This is a genomic window from Kosakonia sp. HypNH10, assembly GCF_029850615.1.
Taxonomy (GTDB): Bacteria; Pseudomonadota; Gammaproteobacteria; order Enterobacterales; family Enterobacteriaceae; genus Kosakonia; species Kosakonia cowanii.
On sequence record NZ_JAOTIU010000006.1, the window covers coordinates 282,024 to 295,000 of the forward strand.

A 12,977-nucleotide genomic window follows, 5' to 3' on the forward strand; every position below is an offset into this window, starting at 1 on the left:
GGGCGTGAATCAGGTCAGATCGGCCATCAGCACTTTTGAGCGCCGCTGGTAGTTGTACATCTGCTTTTTGGTTTCAGGCAGCGAGTCGATATCCACCGGCGTAAAGCCGCGCTCCTGGAACCAGTGAATGCTGCGGGTGGTGAGCACAAACAGCTTGCTGAGACCCATCTGCCGCGCCTGCAACGCAATGCGCTCCAGCAGCGCTTCGCCGCGTGACGAGCTGCGGTAATCAGGATGCACGGCCACGCAGGCCATCTCGCCAATCTTCTCTTCCGGGAAGGGGTAGAGCGCCGCGCAGGCGATGGTAAGGTTGTCGCGCTCAATAATCGTGAACTTATCGATCTCCATCTCCAGCTGCTCGCGGGAGCGGCGCACCAGGATGCCCTGCTGTTCGAGCGGGCGGATCAGTTCCAGAATGCCGCCGATATCGTTAATGGTGGCGCGGCGGATCTGCTCGGCGCTCTCCATCACAATCTGCGTGCCGATACCGTCGCGGGAGAAGAGCTCCTGCAACAGCGAGCCATCTTCCTGATAGCTGATTAAGTGGCTGCGACGCACGCCGCTGCGGCACGCTTTTACCGCGCCGCGCAGGAAACGCACGGTGCCGGAGTGGTAGTCGCCGCGCTGCTCCAGCTCTTCGACACGCGCCTGCGCGTCGTTAGGGAATAGCTCGGAGACAATTTCGCCTTCATCGTTCATGACGCCCTGCGACGAGCAAAAGCCAATCATCTTCTCCGCTTTCAGCTTGATCGCCAGCTGGGTGGCAATCTCTTCGGAGGTGAGGTTAAAGCTCTCACCGGTGACGGAGACCGCAACCGGCCCCATCAGCACAATTGCGCCGCTATCGAGCTGGCGATGGATCGCCTCTTCATCAATACGGCGAATGCGGCCGCTGTGGCAGTAGTCAACGCCGTCATCAACCCCCAGCGGCTGCGAAATAATAAAGTTACCGCTAACCACGTTGATGTGCGCGCCCTGCAGCGGTGTGTTATTGAGGCTCATCGACAGCCGCGCAGTGATATCCAGTTGCAGCAGACCGGCGGCCTGTTTCACCAGCTCAAGGGTTTTAGCGTCGGTGACGCGGGTGTGTTTGTGGTAGATCGGTTCGTGGTGATGTTCAGCAAGGTTGGCGTCGATTTGCGGGCGCGCGCCATAGACCACCACCAGCCTGATCCCGAGGCTATGCAGCAGGCCGATGTCGTTGACAATGCTGGAGAAGTTTTCATGCTCGATGGCTTCACCCCCGAGCATAATGACGAATGTCTTTCCCCGATGGGCGTTGATATAGGGAACGGAATGGCGGAATCCCTGCACCAGTTCGGTTCTGCGCTCTTTGACCACGGCCTGTCCTCACTGCATGATTATTCGTAAAAAGTGTATTTTTATTCTTTTATTGCCTTCGCTGCAAGCACAAATTTTCTTAACCCAGGATTCTCCCGTCTTTGTGAAGCATAGCGCCAGACATATGTTTACCCTTTAAAAGATGACAGTTTATGCATCATTCGCTAAAGTTTTCCGTCAATTCTGACGTTAAGCATTATTTAAACAAATTGCTCGGGAGAAGCATGTCGGGAAGTCATTCAGCGCTGAGCCGCCGCAAATTATTACAGGGTGCGGGGGCGATGTGGTTATTAAGCGTGAGCCAGGTTGGCCTGGCCGCCGTCAGTCAGGTGGTCGCCGTGCGCGTCTGGCCTGCGTCGAGCTATACCCGTGTGACGGTGGAATCGAACCGCGTGGTGAAGTACAAACAGTTCGCCTTGAGCAACCCCGACCGCCTGGTGGTGGATCTGCAAGGCGTCCACCTCAACTCCGTGCTTAAGGGCATGGGAACGCAGATCCGCAGTGACGATCCCTTTATCAAATCAGCCCGTGTGGGTCAGTTCGATCCGCAGACGGTGCGCATGGTGTTTGAACTTAAGCAGAATGTGAAACCGCAACTCTTTGCGCTGGCGCCGGTCGCAGGCTTCAAAGAGCGTCTGGTGATGGATCTCTATCCGGCGAATGCGCAGGATGTGCAGGATCCGCTGCTGGCGCTGCTTGAAGAGTACAACCAGGGCGATCTTGATAAGCAGGTGCCGCCCGCGCAGAGCGGCCCGCAGCCGGGCAAAGCCGGGCGCGACAGGCCAATTGTGATCATGCTCGATCCCGGTCATGGCGGTGAAGATCCGGGGGCGACGGGGAAATATAAAACCCGTGAGAAGGATGTGGTGCTGCAAATCGCCCGCCGTCTGCATGCGCTGATCGAGAAAGAGGGCAATATGAAGTCCTATATGACCCGCAACGAGGATGTCTTTATTCCGCTGAAGGTGCGGGTGGCGAAAGCGCAGAAGCAGCGCGCCGACCTCTTTGTCTCGATTCACGCCGATGCTTTCAGCAGCCGCCAGCCGCACGGTTCCTCCGTCTTCGCGCTGTCGACCAAAGGGGCGACCAGTACAGCGGCGAAATATCTGGCGGATACGCAGAACGCGGCGGACTTAATTGGTGGCGTAAGCAAAAGCGGTGACCGCTATCTCGATCACACCATGTTCGATATGGTGCAGTCGCTGACCATCAACGACAGCCTGAAGTTTGGCAAAGCGGTGCTTAATAAGCTGGGGCGCGTCAATAACCTGCATAAGAACAGCGTCGAGCAGGCGGGCTTTGCGGTGCTGAAAGCGCCGGATATCCCGTCGATTCTGGTTGAGACGGCGTTTATCAGTAATGTGGAAGAGGAGCGTAAGCTCAAGACCGCAAAATTCCAGCAGGAAGTCGCAGAGTCGATTCTGGCAGGGATTAAAGCCTACTTCGCGGATGGCGCGACGCTGGCGAGAAGGGGATAACAGAATGGCGCCGAAGGGCGCCATTTTTTTTGTCTTGTTTGCTGCGCGGTTTTACAAACGCCAGAAACAAAAAAACACCCGTTAAGGTGTTTATTGTGTTGGTTGCGGGGGCCGGATTTGAACCGACGACCTTCGGGTTATGAGCCCGACGAGCTACCAGGCTGCTCCACCCCGCGTCCGTCTGTTTACACTTCCATCATGTAAACTTTTTCTTTCTTCCACATTTTAATTGGTTGCGGGAGCCGGATTTGAACCGACGACCTTCGGGTTATGAGCCCGACGAGCTACCAGGCTGCTCCATCCCGCGTCCGTGGAAGCGCACTATACGCCGTAGACGATTTGATGCAACCTTTTTTTGCGACATTTGTCGATTTAAGGACTTTATGTTTAAAAACAACACAATGTGCTTAAGATTTAAACAAAACTGATATCGGAATGTTCGTGTGCATTTCATTAGCCACAGCGGTTTGTTATCTTCATCCGGCTTGGGGTTAACCAAAAGATGAGAAACAATGAAAGCACGTTGGGCTAGGTTCGTACTCACAGGCGCGATGGTGGCACTTCTCGCGTCCTGCTCTTCTAAACCGACCGATCGCGGTCAACAGTATAAAGACGGAAAATTCTCTCAGCCTTTTTCCCTCGTTAATCAGCCTGACGCCGTGGGCGCACCGATTAATGCCGGAGACTTCTCCGAGCAGGTGAGCCAGATCAGAAGCTCTGCGCCGCGCCTGTATGGCAACCAGAGCAGCGTCTATAACGCGATTGAAGCCTGGCTGCGCGCCGGGGGCGATACCCGCTCGCTGCGCCAGTACGGCATTGATGCCTGGCAGATGGAAGGCACAGACAACTATGGCAACGTGCAGTTTACCGGCTACTACACGCCGGTGGTGCAGGCGCGCCACACCCGCCAGGGCGAGTTCCAGTATCCTATCTACCGCATGCCGTCAAAACGCGGCCGCCTGCCTTCGCGTGCGGAGATCTACGCCGGGGCGCTCAGCGAGAACTATGTGCTGGCCTACAGCAACTCGCTGATGGACAACTTCATTATGGATGTGCAGGGCAGCGGCTATATCGATTTCGGCGACGGCAGCCCGCTCAACTTCTTTAGCTACGCCGGTAAAAATGGTCACGCCTATCGCAGCATCGGCAAAGTGCTGATCGATCGCGGTGAAGTGAAACGCGAAGATATGTCGATGCAGGCGATTCGCGAATGGGGCGAGAAGCACAGCGAAGCCGAAGTGCGCGCGCTGCTGGAGGAGAACGCCTCCTTTGTCTTCTTTAAACCGCAATCCTGGGCTCCGGTAAAAGGCGCCAGCTCCGTGCCGCTGATTGGCCGCGCGTCGGTTGCTTCTGATAAAACCGTGATCCCGCCGGGCACCACGCTGCTGGCGGAAGTACCGCAGCTGGATAGTAAAGGCAAATTCAACGGCCAGTATGAGCTGCGCCTGATGGTGGCGCTGGATGTTGGCGGGGCGATTAAAGGCCAGCACTTCGACATCTACCAGGGTATCGGCGCAGAAGCCGGGCATCGCGCCGGCTGGTATAACCACTATGGTCGCGTCTGGATATTAAAGAACGCGCCGGGCGCGGGTCTGACGGGCAACGTCTTTAGCGGCTAAGGGAATGTGGTAAACTCTTCACCCCTTCCGGTCCCGGAGGGGGTTCTCTGTTTCAGCTTGAGGTTTCATATGTCAGCAGTAATCAGCGACGCCTGGCGCCAGCGCTTTGGCGGGACGGCGCGTTTGTATGGTGAAAAAGCGCTGCAGTGGTTTGCAGATGCGCATATCTGCGTGGTCGGCATCGGCGGCGTCGGCTCGTGGGTCGCCGAAGCACTGGCGCGCACTGGAATTGGCGCCATCACGCTGATTGATATGGATGATGTCTGCGTCACCAACACCAACCGGCAGATCCATGCTCTGCGTGACACCGTCGGCGAGGCGAAAGCGGAAGTGATGGCCGCGCGCATTCGCGACATCAACCCGGAGTGCCGTGTCACGGTGATCGACGATTTCGTCACCGCTGATAATGTGGCGCAACTGATGAGCACCTCGTTCAGCTATGTGATTGACGCCATTGATAGCGTGCGGCCAAAAGCGGCGCTGATTGCCTATTGCCGACGCAATAAGATCCCGCTGGTGACCACCGGCGGCGCGGGCGGGCAGATCGATCCGACGCAGATCCAGGTCAGCGATCTGGCGAAAACCATTCAGGATCCGCTGGCAGCGAAGCTGCGCGAGCGGCTGAAAAGCGATTTCGGCGTGGTGAAAAACAGCAAAGGCAAACTCGGTATCGACTGCGTCTTCTCAACCGAAGCGCTGGTCTACCCGCAGGCGGATGGCTCTGTGTGTGCGATGAAAAGCAGCGCGGAAGGGCCAAAACGGATGGATTGCGCCGCAGGATTTGGTGCGGCAACGATGGTGACCGCCACCTTTGGCTTTGTCGCGGTCTCCCATGCGTTAAAAAAACTGATGGCGAAAGCGCAGCGTCAGGCCAGCGCCTGACGAGCCTGCTCCTGCACGGCGGCTGCCAGCGCCGCCAGCCCCTGGCTACGCGAAGCGCTCAGCTGATTGCGCAGCCCTAACTCATCAAACAGCGCCAGCGGATCGTTCTCTATAAGCGTCTGCGGGCGTTTGCCCTCCACCGCTGTTAGCAAGACCGCTAACAAACCGCGCACGATACGTCCTTCGCTGTCGCCAAAGAAGTGCAGCGTGCCGTCGGGCAGACGCGTTGAGCCGAGCCAGACGCGGTTTTCGCAGCCGGGGATCTCCTGCGCCTGCGCTTTTATCTCGTCCGTTGCGGCAGGCAACTGCTTGCCGAGCATAATCAGCTGGCGGTACTTCTCTTCCCACGCGTTGAGCGCGCCAAAGGTCTGGCGCAGTGTCTCTTCAGTGACCACGGTGCCGAACGGATGTCCGGCGAATGCAGGGCTTGTCATCAATCCACCAATAGTTCCAGAGCACGGTCGACGGCGCTGACCAGCGCATCGACATCCTGTTGAGTATTATAGGGCGCAAATGAGGCGCGTAGCGTGCCGTTGACGCCAAGCGCGGCGAGCAGCGGCTGGGCGCAGTGCTGGCCCGCGCGCAGAGCGATGCCGTAACCCGCCAGCAGCGTCACCATATCGCTGTGATGCACGCCGTCAAACGTGAAGGCCAGCAGGCTGGAGTCCTGGCAGCGGAATGAGCGGAAGCCGGGGCGCTGTGCCAGCTGCTCCTCCGCCAGCGTCGCCAGCCCACGGCTGTAGCGTTCAGCCTGCGCAATATCAATTCCGTTCAGCCACTCCAGCGCGGCGCTTAAGCCAATTACCCCCGCCACGTTAGGCGTGCCCGCCTCCAGCTTATAAGGCACCGGCTGCGTGGTGAAACCCGCAAAGGTCACTTCGCTGATCATCTTGCCGCCGCCGAGCCATGGCGTCATCGCCTCCAGCAGCTCCGCTTTGCCATACAGCGCGCCAATGCCGTTCGGACCATAGAGTTTATGGCCGGAGAAGGCGTAAAAATCGATATCGAGTTGCTGCACGTCGGCAGGGAAATGGACCACGCCCTGCGCGCCATCCACCATCACCACCATGCCAGCCTGATGGGCAAGCGTAATGGCGCGGGCGAGATCCGGGCAGCCGCCGGTGACGTTGGACATCTGTCCCAGCGCCAGGATGCGGCTGCGGGAGGTGATAAGGGCAGGAAGCTGGTTAAGATCCGGCAGGCGATCGTCCGCCAGCGGCAGTTTCACCACTTTTGCGCCGGTCTGCTCCGCGACCATCAGCCACGGCACCAGGTTGGCGTGGTGCTCCGCCTCGCTGACAATGATCTCATCGTCAGGTTGTAAGCGCGAGCGGGCATAGCACTGGGCAACCATGTTGATCGCTTCCGTGGTGCCGCGCGTCCAGACGATATTTTTGCCGGAAGAAGCGTTGAGCAACTTAGCGACCTGGTCACGTGCGGCTTCGTAGCGGGCGGTGAGCTGCTGCGCTTCGGCAAACTGGCTGCGGTGGACATTGCCAGCGCTCAGGCTGTAGAACTGCTGCGTGGCGTCGATTACCGTCTGCGGTTTCAGCGCGGTCGCGGCGCTGTCGAGGTAGACACCCGCGTCGGCCAGCGCCGGAAACTGGGCGCGAAACTGCGAAGGATTAAATGCGTTCATACTTATCCTCATCTGTAGGCCGACGATGGTCGCGCACTTTTTTTCCGTGGGCAAGGGGATTGATAACCATCGGAATTATCTGTTTGTACTGGCAGATCCGCATAAGCAGGTTATGCTGATAAGTGTAAGTAACGTGTTTGAGACTCTTCCAGTAAGAGTATTTCACAGCATTAATTGCCAGAATCAATCAAGGAGAAGAAGATGAAGAAGACTGCCGCAATTATTTCTGCTTGTACTTTAGCTTTCGCCCTGAGCGCCTGTTCCAGCCCGAACTACGCGTTGCACACCAACGATGGCCGTACAATCATTTCCGAAGGCAAGCCGAAAACTGACGACCAGACAGGTATGATTTCCTACAAAGACGCCAACGGTAATGAGCAGCAGATCAACCGTTCTGACGTGAAAGAGATGGTTGCTCTGGAGAAATAATCCAGAACGCCAGGCAAAAAAAAAGCACCGCAATTTGCGGTGCTACATTAATCACTATGGACAGACAGGGTAAATGTACAGGAAGTGAAAAAGGGGTAGCGTCGCTACCGGGGTCTGAAATGCAGACCTAATTGCAAACACAACAACACAACATCACAACCGTAAGCCAAAAGCCCTTCAGAATCTCAATTCCAAAACACTTTTCGTTCCGGCTTCAGGAAGTGGCGCCACTATAGGTATTTGCTGGTGCAACCTCAACGGACAATTTATAATGGCTCAGATAAAAAAAACTAATAGGTTAACTACTGTTTCCTGTTTGTTAAATTCAGTTTACATCTAAGCCTGATAAACCATGTCCAAGCGATTACCACCTCTTAATGCATTACGTGTTTTTGATGCCGCTGCCCGCCATTTAAGTTTCACCCGCGCGGCCGATGAGCTATTTGTGACGCAGGCCGCAGTAAGCCACCAAATCAAGTCTCTCGAGGATTTTCTCGGCCTGAAACTCTTTCGCCGCCGCAACCGTTCGCTGTTGTTAACGGAGGAGGGGCAGAGTTATTTTCAGGATATCAAAGAGATATTTTCCCAGCTTAACGAAGCCACCCGCAAATTGCAGGCGCGTAGTGCAAAGGGCGCGCTCACCGTCAGCTTGCTGCCCAGTTTCGCCATTCAGTGGCTGGTGCCGAGACTCTCCAGCTTTAACTCAGCTTATCCGGGAATCGACGTGCGCATCCAGGCGGTCGACCGCGAAGAGGACAAGCTCGCCGACGATGTTGACGTGGCGATCTTCTACGGTCGCGGCAACTGGCCGGGCCTGCGCGTGGAAAAACTCTATGCCGAATATCTGCTCCCGGTCTGCTCGCCGCTGCTGCTGACCGGCGAAAAGGCGTTAAAGACGCCGGACGATCTGGCGCGCCACACCCTATTGCATGATGCTTCGCGCCGCGACTGGCAAACTTATACCCGCCAGTTGGGCGTTAACCTCAATGTTCAGCAGGGGCCAATCTTCAGCCACAGCTCGATGGTGCTGCAGGCGGCGATCCACGGTCAGGGCGTGGCGCTGGCGAACAACGTGATGGCGCAATCGGAGATCGAAGCGGGTCGTCTGGTCTGCCCGTTTAACGATGTGCTGGTGAGTAAAAATGCTTTTTATCTGGTTTGTCATGACAGCCAGGCAGAACTGGGTAAAATAGCGGCCTTTCGTCAGTGGATCCTGGCCAAAGCGGCAAGCGAGCAGGAGAAATTCCGTTTCCGCTACGAACAATAATTCGCGCGCGCAGGGCGCGTATGACTCTTGGGGAAGTAACATGACCAGCCGTTTTATGCTGATTTTCGCCGCAATAAGCGGTTTTATCTTTGTCGCGTTGGGCGCGTTTGGCGCGCACGTGTTAAGCAAGTCACTCGGCGTCACCGAGATGAGCTGGATCCAGACCGGCCTTGAGTATCAGGCGTTCCACACCTTAGCAGTGTTCGGTCTTGCGGTAGCGATGCAGCGCCGCATCAGCATCTGGTTTTACTGGAGCAGCGTGTTTCTGGCGCTCGGCACCGTGCTGTTCAGCGGTAGCCTCTATTGCCTCGCGCTCTCCCATTTACGCCTGTGGGCGTTTGTTACCCCGGTCGGCGGCGTCTGCTTCTTAATCGGCTGGGCATTAATGTTAATTGGCGCAATTCGACTGAAACGTAGGGGCGTTGTTCATGAATAAAGTGGTATTGCTGTGCCGCCCGGGTTTTGAGAAAGAGTGCGCAGCCGAAATTACCGATAAAGCCGGACGCCAGAACGTGTTCGGTTTCGCCCGCGTCAAAGAGAACGCGGGCTATGTCATTTTTGAGTGCTATCAGCAAGAGGACGCCGACAAACTGGCGCGCGAACTGCCGTTCAGCTCGCTGATTTTTGCCCGTCAGATGTTCGTTGTCGGTGAACTGCTGCGCGACCTGCCGCCGGACGATCGCATTACGCCGATCGTTGGCATGTTGCAGGGCGTGGTGGAGAAGGGCGGCGATCTGCGCGTCGAAGTGGCAGATACCAACGAAAGCAAAGAGCTAATGAAGTTCTGCCGTAAGTTCACCGTGCCGCTGCGCGGTGCGCTGCGTGAAGCGGGCATCCTCGCGCGCAGCGATTCGGCGACCCGTCCGGTGGTGCATATCTTCTTTATTGCCCCAGGCTGCTGCTACACCGGCTACTCCTACTCATACAACAACTCACCTTTCTATATGGGCATTCCGCGCCTGAAGTTCCCGTCCGATGCGCCGAGCCGCTCGACGCTGAAGCTGGAAGAGGCGTTTCACGTCTTTATTCCTGCCGATGAGTGGGATGAGCGTCTGGCAAACGGCATGTATGCCGTTGATCTTGGGGCCTGCCCCGGTGGCTGGACCTACCAACTGGTGAAGCGCAACATGTGGGTCTCGTCCGTGGATAACGGCCCGATGGCGCAGAGCCTGATGGATACCGGCCAGGTGACCTGGCTGCGCGAAGATGGTTTCCGCTATCGCCCGACGCGCAGCAACATCTCCTGGATGGTGTGCGATATGGTCGAGAAACCGGCAAAAGTCGCGGCGCTGATGGCGCAGTGGCTGACGGAAGGGTGGTGTCGTGAAACCATCTTTAACCTCAAGCTGCCGATGAAGAAGCGCTATGAAGAGGTCTCCAACAATCTCGCCTATATCCAGCAGCAGCTGGATGAGCACGGCATCGCCGCGCAGATCCAGGCGCGTCAGCTCTATCACGATCGTGAAGAGGTGACGGTTCATATTCGCAGAATGTGGGCGGCAGTGGGTGGACGCAGGGACGAGCGTTAATTCTTCTAAACGGAGCGGTGCTCAAAACCTCGCGTACTGCCTGTAGGCGAGGGTTTGCGCACTGCTCCTGTTCAGATAGCCTGCAATTACAACCTGCTGGCTTATTTTTTATTTCCCGCCCTGGCTAACTCTTTGACCAGCGGCAGCATAATCCGCATCACATCGCGGCTGCGGTGTTCAATTCGCCCCGGCAGCGCTTTATCGATATAGATCTGGTTATCAAGCCGCGCGCGGTGATAGCTCACGCCATCCGGAAACGCCTTCGACTTTGCCCGCTGCTGGGTGCCATCTTTATTCCCCAGAGACCAGTTGGCGGCTTCCACCGACAGTACCGGGATCATCGCATTATCAAACACCTGTGCGTCATGGCAGCAGGCGCTGCGCTTCTCCGCGCCCGCCGGGGCGCTTAACGCCTGAATGCCGTGCGAGCGGGCAATCGCCAGCGCGCGGTCGCGCGTCAGTTTGCGCACCGAGGCCGGGGTATTTTTCCCGCTGGTAAAATAGAGTTTGTCGCCAACGATCAGGTTATTGAGGTTAATCACCAGCAGGGTGTTTTTGCGCTCTTTCTCGCTCATGCGATCGAGAAAGCTCTCCGCGCCAAGCTGGCCCTCCTCTTCGCCGCTGGTGGCGACAAAGCGCACGGTGTACTCCGTCGGCGTCGTTTTCAGCGCCTGCGCCAGCTCCAGCATGACGCCAAGCGCCGCGGCATTGTCATCAATGCCCTGCAACGTTAAACCGCCGAGGTTGTTATCAACATCGGCATCGCTCTGCGGCGCGTAGGTATCAAGATGCGCCATCACGATAATCTGCTGCGGCACGCGCCCTTCATGGGCGGCGATCACCGAACTGCCGGTCACATTCTGCCAGCTCTGCTGATTATCTTTGGTGCTGTAGCGGTAGCGGGTTTTGAACTTACGGATATCGCTCTGATAACCCATCTGGGAAAACTGCTGCTGGAGATAGTCCGCGCTGAGCATTTCGGCCGGCGTGCCGGTCATGCGGCCGGGAAAGAGGCTGGCGATATGCCGCGCCTGTTCATTTGCCATGTCACCGGGTTGGGAAGAGCGGGCAGCAACCGGAAGGATAAAGCATACGCCGAGCGCCAGGGCAGCGGTACGGAGGCGCAATGCGGAAAACATAGTGAGTCCTTTATGCAGCAAGATTTTAAACGGGCTTAGTATGAAACTGTGACGGAGTTTGCACAATTTCATTTGTCGTTAACCATGCGAAAAATCTCACCTTAAGCACTTTTTGGTATGAGCTTTCCCAGCTCTTTATTCTTTTGCGGAACTACTCATTCCAATTCGTAATTTCATTCGTTCTAACGCGCCCCCTATAGTCCCCCTATTGCTGGCTGTGAGTGAGTTACAACGTTGTGGATTACCTGCCTCTGTTTGCTGCTGTAAAAGACCGCCCTGTTTTAGTGATTGGCGGCGGTGAAATTGCCGCGCGCAAAATCACCTTTTTGCGCCGTGCGGGCGCGCACGTACAGATAGTGGCAAGACGACTCGATCCGCAACTGCAACAGCTTGCCGATGAGCAGGCCGTTCACTGGATCGCCACGGAATTTGATGAGTCGCAGCTTGATGCAGTGTTTCTGGTGATCGCCGCAACTAACGATTCCGCGCTTAATCGCCGGGTATTTGACGCCGCTAACGCGCGCCATCGGCTGGTTAACGTGGTGGACGATCAGCCGCTCTGCTCCTTTATTTTCCCCTCTATTGTTGACCGTTCGCCGCTGATCGTCGCCATCTCCTCCGGCGGTAACGCCCCGGTGCTGGCGCGTCTGCTGCGTGAAAAAATTGAGGCGCTGCTGCCGGGTAATCTCGGGCGGATGGCGGCGGTGGCCGGGCGCTGGCGCACGCGCATTAAAGCGTTTCGCCGCACCACCGACGATCGCCGTCGCTTCTGGGAGAGCGCCTTTCGCGGGCGTTTTGCCAGCCTGATGGCGGCGGGCGACGAGCCTGCGGCTGAGCGGGCGCTGGAAGCGGAGTTACAACAGCCGGGGTCGGCCAGCGGCGAGATTATCCTCGTCGGTGCCGGGCCGGGCGATGCGGGCTTGCTCACCCTGCGCGGTTTGCAGGTGATCCAGCAGGCCGATGTGGTCTTTTACGACCATCTGGTGAGCGATGCGGTGCTGGAGCTAACCCGCCGCGACGCGGAGAAGATCTGCGTTGGTAAACGGGCGGGCGTGCATGCCGTGCCGCAGCACGAAACCAACCGCATGCTGGTGGAGGCGGCGCAGGAGGGGAAAACCGTCGTGCGCCTGAAAGGTGGCGATCCCTTTATCTTTGGTCGCGGCGGTGAAGAGCTACAGGCGGCGGCTGAAGCGGGTATCCCGTTCCAGGTGGTGCCGGGCGTTACTGCGGCATCGGGCGCGACGGCGTATGCCGGTATTCCGCTGACGCACCGGGATTTCGCCCAGAGCGTCACCTTCGTAACCGGCCACTACAAAGCCGACAGCGCGCCGTTCGACTGGTCGCAGCTGGCGCAAAGCCGCCAGACGCTGGCGATCTATATGGGCACCATGAAAGCGGCCGAGATCAGCGCACAGCTGATTGCCCACGGCCGCGAGCGCACCACGCCGGTGGCGGTGATCTCCCGCGGCACGCGCGCCGATCAACAGATTACTACCGGCACATTAGAACAACTTGAGGAACTGGCTACAGGCGCGCCGATGCCCGCCCTGTTAGTGGTGGGTGAAGTGGTTGCGCTTCATCGCGAACTGGCCTGGTTCCAGCAAACGACAGCTACGGCGGCGTTTGACGCTTCCGTGATTAATCTGGCTTAAGG

12 protein-coding genes and 2 tRNA genes are annotated in these 12,977 nt (G+C 57.4%); 8 read left to right on the plus strand and 6 right to left on the minus strand.

What is annotated here, in order from left to right:
- Positions 1-9: 9 nt before the first annotated feature.
- Positions 10-1,341 (minus strand): amino-acid N-acetyltransferase, encoded by a 1,332-nt coding sequence (gene argA / locus N7V53_RS17830; protein ID WP_023481070.1) that lies wholly within the window; start codon positions 1,339-1,341, stop codon positions 10-12.
- 224 nt (positions 1,342-1,565) lie between these two features.
- On the opposite strand from argA, the gene amiC reads away from it, so the two are divergent.
- Positions 1,566-2,819 (plus strand): N-acetylmuramoyl-L-alanine amidase AmiC, encoded by a 1,254-nt coding sequence (gene amiC, locus N7V53_RS17835; RefSeq protein ID WP_023481090.1) that lies wholly within the window; start codon positions 1,566-1,568, stop codon positions 2,817-2,819.
- Positions 2,820-2,918: 99 nt separating this feature from the next.
- Here the strand turns inward: amiC and N7V53_RS17840 are convergent.
- Together N7V53_RS17840 and N7V53_RS17845 are read right to left on the minus strand one after the other, a co-directional pair.
- Positions 2,919-2,995 (minus strand) — tRNA-Met (locus N7V53_RS17840).
- A 54-nt stretch (positions 2,996-3,049) separates the two neighbouring features.
- Positions 3,050-3,126, minus strand: a tRNA-Met gene (locus N7V53_RS17845).
- A 205-nt stretch (positions 3,127-3,331) separates the two neighbouring features.
- Here N7V53_RS17845 and mltA point away from each other — a divergent pair.
- Both mltA and tcdA read left to right on the plus strand, forming a co-directional pair.
- Positions 3,332-4,438, plus strand: coding sequence for a murein transglycosylase A (mltA, locus tag N7V53_RS17850; RefSeq protein WP_034813802.1), 1,107 nt, complete (start codon positions 3,332-3,334; stop codon positions 4,436-4,438).
- 69 nt (positions 4,439-4,507) lie between these two features.
- Positions 4,508-5,320: a tRNA cyclic N6-threonylcarbamoyladenosine(37) synthase TcdA gene (gene tcdA / locus N7V53_RS17855; RefSeq protein ID WP_187799978.1), complete on the plus strand. Its 813-nt coding sequence runs from the start codon at positions 4,508-4,510 to the stop codon at positions 5,318-5,320.
- Here tcdA and csdE read toward each other — a convergent pair.
- Both csdE and csdA read right to left on the minus strand, forming a co-directional pair.
- The gene (gene csdE / locus N7V53_RS17860) at positions 5,305-5,754 is read right to left on the minus strand and encodes a cysteine desulfurase sulfur acceptor subunit CsdE (protein ID WP_279794301.1); all 450 of its coding nucleotides are present in this window, start codon (positions 5,752-5,754) and stop codon (positions 5,305-5,307) included. The two genes, tcdA and csdE, sit on opposite strands and share 16 nt — an antisense overlap.
- The gene (csdA, locus tag N7V53_RS17865) at positions 5,754-6,959 is read right to left on the minus strand and encodes a cysteine desulfurase CsdA (protein ID WP_279794302.1); all 1,206 of its coding nucleotides are present in this window, start codon (positions 6,957-6,959) and stop codon (positions 5,754-5,756) included. Before csdA ends, csdE begins: the two co-directional genes overlap by 1 nt.
- 201 nt (positions 6,960-7,160) lie before the next feature.
- Here csdA and N7V53_RS17870 point away from each other — a divergent pair, with 201 nt between their 5' ends.
- The 4 genes from N7V53_RS17870 (at position 7,161) to rlmM (ending at position 10,184) form a co-directional block, all read left to right on the plus strand.
- On the plus strand, positions 7,161-7,388 hold the full coding sequence (locus tag N7V53_RS17870; protein ID WP_023481080.1) for a YgdI/YgdR family lipoprotein: 228 nt from the start codon (positions 7,161-7,163) through the stop codon (positions 7,386-7,388).
- A 352-nt stretch (positions 7,389-7,740) separates the two neighbouring features.
- Complete coding sequence (gcvA, locus tag N7V53_RS17875) at positions 7,741-8,655, plus strand: glycine cleavage system transcriptional regulator GcvA (RefSeq protein WP_023481079.1); 915 nt, start codon at positions 7,741-7,743, stop codon at positions 8,653-8,655.
- Positions 8,656-8,695: 40 nt separating this feature from the next.
- On the plus strand, positions 8,696-9,091 hold the full coding sequence (locus tag N7V53_RS17880) for a DUF423 domain-containing protein (protein WP_023481135.1): 396 nt from the start codon (positions 8,696-8,698) through the stop codon (positions 9,089-9,091).
- The gene (gene rlmM, locus N7V53_RS17885; protein ID WP_023481082.1) at positions 9,084-10,184 is read left to right on the plus strand and encodes a 23S rRNA (cytidine(2498)-2'-O)-methyltransferase RlmM; all 1,101 of its coding nucleotides are present in this window, start codon (positions 9,084-9,086) and stop codon (positions 10,182-10,184) included. Before N7V53_RS17880 ends, rlmM begins: the two co-directional genes overlap by 8 nt.
- 101 nt (positions 10,185-10,285) lie before the next feature.
- Here rlmM and N7V53_RS17890 read toward each other — a convergent pair whose 3' ends face one another.
- Entirely contained in the window at positions 10,286-11,323 is a 1,038-nt protein-coding gene (locus N7V53_RS17890; protein WP_279794303.1) for an aminopeptidase, read from the minus strand.
- 245 nt (positions 11,324-11,568) lie between these two features.
- Between N7V53_RS17890 and cysG the strand changes: the two genes are divergently transcribed.
- Complete coding sequence (gene cysG, locus N7V53_RS17895) at positions 11,569-12,975, plus strand: siroheme synthase CysG (protein ID WP_279794319.1); 1,407 nt, start codon at positions 11,569-11,571, stop codon at positions 12,973-12,975.
- Positions 12,976-12,977: the final 2 nt, after the last annotated feature.

Bases quoted from the DNA above. Each gene is read 5' to 3' on its own strand.
- amiC (WP_023481090.1), top strand. From the start codon at position 1,566: ATGTCGGGAAGTCATTCAGCGCTGAGCCGCCGCAAATTATTACAGGGT.
- mltA (WP_034813802.1), top strand. From the start codon at position 3,332: ATGAAAGCACGTTGGGCTAGGTTCGTACTCACAGGCGCGATGGTGGCA.
- tcdA (WP_187799978.1), top strand. From the start codon at position 4,508: ATGTCAGCAGTAATCAGCGACGCCTGGCGCCAGCGCTTTGGCGGGACG.
- csdE (WP_279794301.1), bottom strand. From the start codon at position 5,754: ATGACAAGCCCTGCATTCGCCGGACATCCGTTCGGCACCGTGGTCACT.
- csdA (WP_279794302.1), bottom strand. From the start codon at position 6,959: ATGAACGCATTTAATCCTTCGCAGTTTCGCGCCCAGTTTCCGGCGCTG.
- N7V53_RS17870 (WP_023481080.1), top strand. From the start codon at position 7,161: ATGAAGAAGACTGCCGCAATTATTTCTGCTTGTACTTTAGCTTTCGCC.
- gcvA (WP_023481079.1), top strand. From the start codon at position 7,741: ATGTCCAAGCGATTACCACCTCTTAATGCATTACGTGTTTTTGATGCC.
- N7V53_RS17880 (WP_023481135.1), top strand. From the start codon at position 8,696: ATGACCAGCCGTTTTATGCTGATTTTCGCCGCAATAAGCGGTTTTATC.
- rlmM (WP_023481082.1), top strand. From the start codon at position 9,084: ATGAATAAAGTGGTATTGCTGTGCCGCCCGGGTTTTGAGAAAGAGTGC.
- N7V53_RS17890 (WP_279794303.1), bottom strand. From the start codon at position 11,323: ATGTTTTCCGCATTGCGCCTCCGTACCGCTGCCCTGGCGCTCGGCGTA.